We start from the raw sequence: 1,857 nt of genomic DNA, 5'->3' as shown, positions 1-1,857 counted from the left end.
ACACTCGCTCCTTGGCTCTCGCCAATGTAGACACCATCACCGCGAAAATCTTGTATATTAACGTTTTCGATTGTGACATTTTGAGAACCTAATATACCAATGCCTACGCCCCAATTATCACCTGTACCGGAGTGCTCATAACGATCACCGATGATAGTGCCACCTATTACATTTACGTTTTCTACGTCTCTAATAAACAATACGTAGTGCGTCGCTTCATCACTAGGAATCGCCTCGAGTACCGTATCATCCTCCATCTTTAGAGTGACATTACTCTGTAGCCACAATCTATCTGTGGTATCAATCAAGTAGTTACCTTCAGGGATATAAACAGTGCCACCACCACTCTCAGAGACAGCGTTAATCGCTTTTTGGATAGCAGCAGTATCATCTGTACTGCCATCTCCTTTGGCACCATATTCACTATCCGTTACGTCTACCACTAGTAAACTGGCAGGCTCAGGGGTATAAATACTGACATCACTATCACTTACGATGGTTTTATTGATACCGTCATTGCTCGTATATGATGCTTCTACCGTTATGGTCTTACTGGCTTCTTGGCTAGTCAGGGCATAAGTGTTTTGCGTCGCATTATCAATCGGTTGTCCGTCTGCAAACCATTGATACGTCACATCAGCATCCAGTACGCCATCGGCATCTTGAATACTGCTGCTTAACATACCCGTGTCGTTGCCACTGATAGTGATGCTAGCAGTACTTGTAGCTTCATTGGTCTCAGGAAGTACCACCTCAAGTTCAGGTTCAGGTTCAGGTTCAGGTTCAGGTTCAGGTTCAGGTTCAGGTTCAGGTTCAGGTTCAGGTTCAGGTTCAGGTTCAGGCTCTGGTTCAGGCTCTGGTTCAGGCTCTGGTTCAGGCTCTGGTTCAGGCTCTGGTTCAGGCTCTGGTTCAGGCTCTGGTTCCGGTTCAGGCTCCGGTTCAGGCTCCGGTTCAGGCTCTGGTTCAGGCTCTGGTTCAGGCTCAACTTCTGGGTCGCTAGTTGATGAACTCGAAGAGTCACCTGAAGAACTATTCAATGCTGCAGCGCCACCAGTCACACCTAACGCTCCTAAACCAGTGAGAAACCATGGATTATGACTAGTAGCATTGCTGTCTGTCTCTGCAGCCTCTAGGTCAGATAACTCAAAAGTTGATAGGTTTTCAGTGACATACCCATCCGTAGCGGCACTGTAATTGTTGACTGAATAATTATAATACTGACCATCCGTTTCTAAGCCAGTTAAACTAATAGCATCTTGGTCCTTTGAGTAGTAACCCTTTAATATAAAAGAAACCTCACCCTGATCCATAACCAATAGATTGTTATCTTCACGTGAAAACTTGACCTGTTTAGGTGCAAAACCTGAATCATCAGCAATGATGAACCGAGATCCAGCGCTCACGTCTATGACCTGCTCATGACCAGCTTTTACACTGATTGACTGCTGGCTTTCTGGCGTGATTACTCTCAAAGTTTGCAAGTTCATAAGATGCCTTTTATATGACTAAAGTCAATGCCCACGTAAAATTTATGTAGCGCAACCAACTGCGTGTATGACGGAAAGTACGCATGCATGTATCATCAGTATCCCATGACTTTGGTTTCTATACCAGTGCATATCATCAGTACGACCTAATGAAACGCACCAGATTTACTCTGTTGTTATGTGTAAAAACTATATTATGCTGCCATATCAGGTATAAAAACGCTTATTATCACAATAGAAGCCAAAAAATAGCTAGCATTATAGACGAGTTAACTCGATATTTTGTACTTTGTCTCTTTATCGCTAATACTCGTTTATTTGACATTATTGTACTCTGAGCCTATTAGCTATTTCCATGAAGTTAAACTAT

The 1,857-nt window shown here is 43.4% G+C and carries 1 protein-coding gene; it reads right to left on the bottom strand.

The genetic code is table 11. From position 1 onward, the window contains the following. A partial coding sequence (locus ACT3SX_RS14890) for a glycosyl hydrolase family 28-related protein (protein WP_444761824.1) occupies window positions 1–1,487 on the bottom strand: 1,487 nt, incomplete at its 3' end. Window positions 1,488–1,857: the final 370 nt, after the last annotated feature.

Source organism: Psychrobacter sp. AOP31-B2-9 (assembly GCF_052378005.1).
Lineage (GTDB): Bacteria > Pseudomonadota > Gammaproteobacteria > Pseudomonadales > Moraxellaceae > Psychrobacter.
The sequence above is the reverse complement of the archived record's forward strand: the minus strand, read 5'-3'. Positions and strand labels throughout refer to the sequence as shown.